This is a genomic window from Novosphingobium sp. FSW06-99, from assembly GCF_001519065.1.
Classification (GTDB): domain Bacteria; phylum Pseudomonadota; class Alphaproteobacteria; order Sphingomonadales; family Sphingomonadaceae; genus Novosphingobium.
In genome coordinates, this window is sequence record NZ_KQ954255.1 from 1 (window position 1) to 6,008 (window position 6,008).

Below are 6,008 nucleotides of genomic sequence, written 5' to 3' on the forward strand. Positions count from 1 at the left end.
TCATCCTGGTGCGTTCGTTCGCTGCAGGAATCATAAGTGCGATTCGAAGTCGCATTAAACTGTAGGGAATTGTCGGATTCTCTTCTTTTTGCCGTTCAGTGGCGGCGGCTAGAATCTGCTCAGCCTCTTCCCATTCATCGTTCTTCTGAAGCCAGTCGGCTACGGTCGCAATTGCGAAGCCTGTCATTAATCCGGGCGTCAGCATACTTCGCACGTAGCCCAAACCAGCGCTTACCCCATCACGCTTCGTGAGCGCCTCACCCACCAGCATGACTGAAACACAGTCCGTTCGCGATTTGAGAAGCCTGAATACTTCGGCCAGCTGATCTCGGTTCAAAGCAATCCGCGCTAAGTCCGGAGCAAGATCATTCGCGCCAGCATTCCGTGCCTTCTCAATCCAAAGCTCTGCCTCATCTGTACGTTTGACCCTGGCTAAGGCCGCCGCCGTGCACCGGAAAAGAGAAATACGTAGATTATTTTCGGCAGCGCGCAAATCGCCTGCAACCACCCGCTCTGCTAGCCGAACGAGCCTGTTCGGCCGCTCGGCATCGGTCAAAGCTCGCAGGCGTTCTGCCTTCTCAATTTCGGGCTCGACTAGCGCACGCACGGCATCTTCAGGCGTAGAGACGCCGACCTTTAACAATTCTTCAATTTTATCTAAGCGTTCGTGATTTTGGCTCGCTAAGAACGCTGCATTGTCAATAATCGCCAGATCACCAAAGCTTAGCTTCGCCTTAATCGACAGCGCCACGAAAGCGACTGCTGTATCGAAAACAACCTCACCCCACCACTGTCCATCTGATGAAAAGCTCGCGAAAGACGCGGCCGCAGAATTCCGGAATTTGTCGAAAGGTTGTCCAGACAGTGCTGCTCGTGCCCCTTCGATGACCAAAGCACGCACTGCATCTTGTTGCAGCCAAAGCTTCACATCAGGGTCATCAAATACGTCGGGAATATCTGAAAGCGCACGCTTCAGTTCATCGGATAGAAACTGCCCTAGGCTCCCCGCGTTTTCTGAAATCAACGAAAGGGCTTCGTCAAAATGGGCTGATAACAGTTGCAGACTTTGCCCCGCTATCTCTGCTGCCCCGCGCCGAGCAAGCTGCGGTTTAAGCGCATCGATTGCCGGCTTTAGGGCGGCTGCAACTGCCTTCGACCCCGCCTCTCGCCAACCTATGACCACCACTTACTCCTAAGTCGGTTCGCCGCCGAGAGGCCAACTTGGTGCGGCAATGCCACATGATCAACGAGGATTCCGATCAATCAACAGATTATTGGCACTCAGGATGTCAAACGCCTTCGTCGGAGCGCCGAAATTGGGCGCGGTTCAGTCGCCATCAGAGGCCAAGGCAAATGTCTGCTTCCAGCATTTCGCGATCCAGAACCAGTCTTTCCGGACAGTCCGCCCTTTCACCCATCCCCCCTCACAACCCCGCCAAAAACACCTCCGCGCTCGCCAGATACGCGTCCCGCTTGTCCGCGCTCATCCGGCGCCAGGTTGCATAGGGCTGGGCCAGGCGCGGGTTGCGGGACAGGCGGTCGGTGTTGCGATCCAGGAAGTGCCAGTAGAGGGCGTTGAAGGGGCAGGCGTCGGGGCCGGTTTTTTGCTTCACGTCATAGCGGCAGGTGGTGCAATAATCGCTCATCCGGGCGATATAGGCGCCGCTGGCGGCATAGGGTTTTGAGGCGAGGCGGCCGCCGTCGGCGTGCAGCGCCATGCCCGCCACATTGGGCAGTTCGACCCATTCATAGGCATCGGCATAGACCGCCAGAAACCATTCGGCGACCTCTTGCGGGCGCAATCCGGCGATCAGCGCAAAGTTGCCCATCACCATCAGGCGCTGGATATGGTGGGCATAGGCGTTGTCGCGGGTCGATCGCACGGTCTGCGCGATACAGCGCATCGGCGTGTCGCCGGTCCACCAGAACGCGGGCAGCGGGCGATGCGCCTCCAGCGCGTTGGCATCGGCCAGCCCCGGCATCGTCAGCCAGTACATGCCGCGCACATATTCGCGCCAGCCGATGATCTGGCGGATGAACCCTTCGGCGGCGGCCAGCGGCGCGTGGCCCGCGTGAAAGGCCGCTTCGACCCGGCGGCAGGCATCCAGCGGATCGAGCAGTCCGCAATTGAGCGCCGGCGCGATCAGCGCATGAAACATCGTGTCGTGCCCGGTCAGCATCGCATCCTGCCACTGGCCGAATTGCGGCAGGCGCGTGGCGATGAAATGGTCGAGCAGGCGTTCGGCATCGGCGCGCGTGACGGGCCAGCCAAACCGGTCGAGGCTGCCGAAATGGTGGCCGAACCGTGCGCGCACCAGCGTGATCACGTCTTGCGTGATCGCATCGGGGGCAAACTGCATCGGCGCGGGCGGGGTCAGGCCCGGCGCGGGGCCCGAACGGTTGTCGGCGTCAAAATTCCAGCGGCCCCCGACCGGCTGATCGCCCTCCATCAGCAGCCCGGTCTTGCGCCGCATGTCGCGATAGAACCATTCCATGCGCAATTCCTTGCGCCCGGCAGCCCAGGCGAAAAAATCGGGCAGCGCGCAGACAAACCGCGTGTCGGGCAGCACCCGCACGCGCAGGCCCGTGGCATCGCCCCAGGTGTCGATCATCTGTCGCACGCGCCATTCGCCCGGCTCGGTCACTTGCACCCCGCGCGCGCCATGGCGCCGCGCCGCGCGCACCACTTCGCCGGTAAACGATCCGCTGTTGGCCGGATCGTTCATCGCGACATAATCGACCCGCCAGCCATCGGCACGCAAGTCCGCCGCAAAATGGCGCATGGCCGACAGGATCAGCGCGATCTTGGCCTGATGGTGGCCGACATAGGTGGTCTCTTCGGCGACTTCCATCATCAGCACCACGGTATCGTCGCGGCTGCGGTCGGCCAGGCTGGACAGGGCAGGCGACAGTTGATCGCCGAGCACGGGAACAAGAACGGGGCCTTTGGTCATGCGCTGCCGTCGCGTGGCGGGGCCGGGTGTTCAACCTGTCCCTTGTGCCCTTTTCCTCCCGGCGCCGGAGAGGATCGGGTTATGCCACGGGGCGTTGTGGATCAGACGAAGCTGTAGGGGTCGATGTCGACCGCAACGCGCACCCCTTGCGGGAATTTCAACTGGGCCAGCCAGTCGCGCAGCACCGCCTGCAGATCGCTCGACCGCCGCGCGTTGATCAGCAGGCGATAGCGATAGCGGCCGCGCAGCAGCGACAGCGGGGCGGGGGCGGGGCCCAGCACCATCACGTCGGGCAGTTGCGGGCGCGTGCCGCCGATCGCGCGTGCGGCCTCTTTGGCTTCGGCCTCGTCCTCGCTTGATACGATGATCGCGGCCCAGCGGCCAAACGGCGGGGCGCCCGCATCGCGGCGCGCCTCGGTCTCGGCGGCATAGAACGCGTCGCGGTCGCCGCTGGCCAGCGCCATGATCACCGCCGCCTCGGGATGGCGCGTCTGCAACAGCACTTCGCCGGGTTTTTCGCCGCGCCCGGCCCGGCCCGACACTTGCGCGATCTGTTGATAGGTGCGCTCGGCTGCGCGCAGATCGCCGCCCTCCAGCCCCATGTCGGCATCGATCACCCCGACCAGCGTCAGGTCGGGAAAATGGAACCCCTTGGTCACCAGTTGCGTGCCGACAATCACGTCCACGCCGCCGCCGGTGACCAGCTCGACGAATTCGGCGGCCTTGTCCGGGCTGTTCAGTGTGTCCGACGTTGCCACGATCACCCGCGCATCGGGCAGGATGGCTGCCATTTCATCGGCGATGCGTTCGACACCGGGGCCGCAGGCGACCATGCAATCAGGCTCGTTGCATTCGGGGCAGGCGGGCGGCGGGGGCACCTCATGGCCGCAATGGTGGCACGCCAGCCGCCGCGACAGGCGGTGTTCGACCAGCCAGGCCGAACAGTTGGGGCAGCAAAAGCGATAGCCACAGCCCCTGCACAGCGTCAGCGGGGCATAGCCGCGGCGGTTGAGGAACAACAGGCTCTGTTCGCCGCGTTCGGCGCGTTCTTTCAACGCCTTGACCAGCGGCGGGGCAATCCACTTGCCGCGCTCCGGCTGATCGCTGCGCAGATCGACAATGCGGATATCGGGCATTTGCGCGCCGCCAAAGCGGTCGGGCAGCACCAGCCGTTCATAACGCCCGGCCTCGGCCATCGCCAGGCTTTCGAGCGCGGGGGTGGCGCTGGCCAGCACCACCGGCACGTGTTCAAACCGCGCGCGCATCACCGCCACGTCGCGCGCGTTGTACCGCACGCCGTCATCTTGTTTGAACGCGATCTCGTGCGCTTCATCGACCACGATCAGCCCCAGATCGGCAAACGGCAGAAACAGCGCCGAACGCGCGCCCACCACCACTTTGGCCCCGCCCAGCGCCACTTGTCGCCAGGCGCGGCGGCGTTCGGATGCTTTCAGCGCGGAATGCCAGGCCACCGGCGCGGCGCCAAACCGCGCCTCGAACCGGGCGAGGAAATTCTGCGTCAGCGCGATTTCGGGCAGCAGGATCAGCACCTGGCGATCCATGGCGAGCGCCGCGGCGATCGCTTCGGCATATGTCTCGGTCTTGCCCGACCCGGTCACCCCGTCGAGCAGGAACGGCTGAAACCGCCGCGCGCGCACCGCAGCGATGATCCGTTCCGCCGCTTCGGCCTGGCCGGGATTGAGCTGCGGCACGGCATGGGCGGGGTCGGGCCGGGGATAGGCGCGATCGCTGTCGACCCGCACCGCTTCCAGCAGCCCGGCGGTGACCATCCCGCGCAGCACCGCATCGGACACGCCTGCCGTGCCGGCCAGTTCGCGGATGGTTGCCTGTTCGCCCGCCAGCCGCTCGATCGCCTGCGCGCGTTGCGGGGTCAGGCGGCCCGGTTCCGCGCCGGTCAGGCGATATTCGGTGATCATCCCGCCGCCCTGCAACGCCGCGCCGCTCGACAAGGCCATGCGCGCGACAGAGGCCAGCGGGGCCAGGTAATAATCGGCGGTCCATTCGATCAACCGGCGCAGCGGCGCGGGCAGCGGCGGCACCGGCAGGACCTGCAACAGCGGACGCAGCCGCGCCAGCGGATAGTCCTCACCCGGAAGGCGCCCTTCATCCCACACCACGCCCAGAATCTGGCGCGGGCCGAGCGGCGCCAGGACCACGCTGCCCGGCACAACGGTCATCCCGCTCGGCACGCGATAGTCAAGCACCTCCAGCCCCGGATTGAACACCAGGCAGCGGCAGCGGGCAGGCGTGTTGGCAGCGTTCATGTTTGGCGGGATATAGGCGGCAGGTGCGGGCGGGGCCAGCCCCGCACCAACGGAGGCGGTTGATGACCCATTCGCGGATGGCCCGTCGCGCGGTGATGGCCGGGTTGACGGCGGTTCTGGCGGCCTGTGCGGCATTGCCGCCGTTCACGGTCGATGAAGCGGTGCGCCGCCTGTTGCGCCGCGCCACCGAACGCGCGCTGGCCCGGCTGGATCAGCCGGGCGGCGCGTGGGACAAGTTTGTCGCCGGGCTGAATCTCGGCCCGGGTGTGCAGGCCGTGTTGATGTCGCCCGATTTCCATCGGCGGCTCGATGCCTGGGTGCGCCCGGTGGCCCTGCGCGCGGTGCGGGCGGCGGCGCCCCGCATCGCCGCCGCAGTCAAAGTGATGGGCATCACCAACGCGCGCGCCGTGCTGGCGGGCGGTCCGCGCGCGGCGACGCGCCTGCTGCGCAGCGAAATGGGCCCCGCGCTGATCGAGGCGATGGTACCCGAATTTGCCCGCGCGCTCGACGATCCGGCGCTCGGGCCGTTGATCGCCACGCTGGCCGCGCTGGGCAGCGAGGCGCTCGCGCGCAAGCTGGCGCGCCACGCCGATGATGCGGTGTGGGATGCGATCGGTGATGAAGAGGCGGCGATCCGCGCCGACCCCACCGCAGGCGGCGATCCGCAACTGGCGGGCATGTTGGCGCATCCTTGATCGCTTCGGGGTTTGCCCGGGCCGCGTCATTGCCTATAGGGCGCGCAAACCCCGCCAGTTGCAGGACACCGCCA

5 protein-coding genes are annotated in these 6,008 nt (G+C 65.5%); 2 read left to right on the forward strand and 3 right to left on the reverse strand.

What is annotated here, in order from left to right; translation table 11 throughout:
- Positions 1-271 (reverse strand): hypothetical protein (locus tag AQZ49_RS22975; RefSeq protein WP_369819105.1); only part of this gene is annotated, 271 nt, incomplete at its 3' end.
- Between the two features lie 175 nt (positions 272-446).
- On the opposite strand from AQZ49_RS22975, the gene AQZ49_RS22980 reads away from it, so the two are divergent.
- Complete coding sequence (locus AQZ49_RS22980) at positions 447-671, forward strand: hypothetical protein (protein ID WP_369819106.1); 225 nt, start codon at positions 447-449, stop codon at positions 669-671.
- A 753-nt stretch (positions 672-1,424) separates the two neighbouring features.
- Here the strand turns inward: AQZ49_RS22980 and AQZ49_RS08910 are convergent.
- Together AQZ49_RS08910 and AQZ49_RS08915 are read right to left on the reverse strand one after the other, a co-directional pair.
- On the reverse strand, positions 1,425-2,954 hold the full coding sequence (locus AQZ49_RS08910) for a cryptochrome/photolyase family protein (RefSeq protein WP_067614959.1): 1,530 nt from the start codon (positions 2,952-2,954) through the stop codon (positions 1,425-1,427).
- A 101-nt stretch (positions 2,955-3,055) separates the two neighbouring features.
- Positions 3,056-5,239 (reverse strand): primosomal protein N', encoded by a 2,184-nt coding sequence (locus AQZ49_RS08915; protein ID WP_067614960.1) that lies wholly within the window; start codon positions 5,237-5,239, stop codon positions 3,056-3,058.
- Between the two features lie 62 nt (positions 5,240-5,301).
- Here AQZ49_RS08915 and AQZ49_RS08920 point away from each other — a divergent pair, with 62 nt between their 5' ends.
- Positions 5,302-5,934 carry a DUF4197 family protein gene (locus AQZ49_RS08920; RefSeq protein WP_067614961.1) on the forward strand — a complete coding sequence of 211 codons (633 nt, stop codon included), beginning with the start codon at positions 5,302-5,304 and terminating at the stop codon, positions 5,932-5,934.
- Positions 5,935-6,008: the final 74 nt, after the last annotated feature.

What these genes read in the sequence shown, in the direction of transcription:
- AQZ49_RS08920 (WP_067614961.1), top strand. Translation starts at nt 5,302, where the DNA reads ATGACCCATTCGCGGATGGCCCGTCGCGCGGTGATGGCCGGGTTGACG.
- AQZ49_RS08910 (WP_067614959.1), bottom strand. Translation starts at nt 2,954, where the DNA reads ATGACCAAAGGCCCCGTTCTTGTTCCCGTGCTCGGCGATCAACTGTCG.
- AQZ49_RS08915 (WP_067614960.1), bottom strand. Translation starts at nt 5,239, where the DNA reads ATGAACGCTGCCAACACGCCTGCCCGCTGCCGCTGCCTGGTGTTCAAT.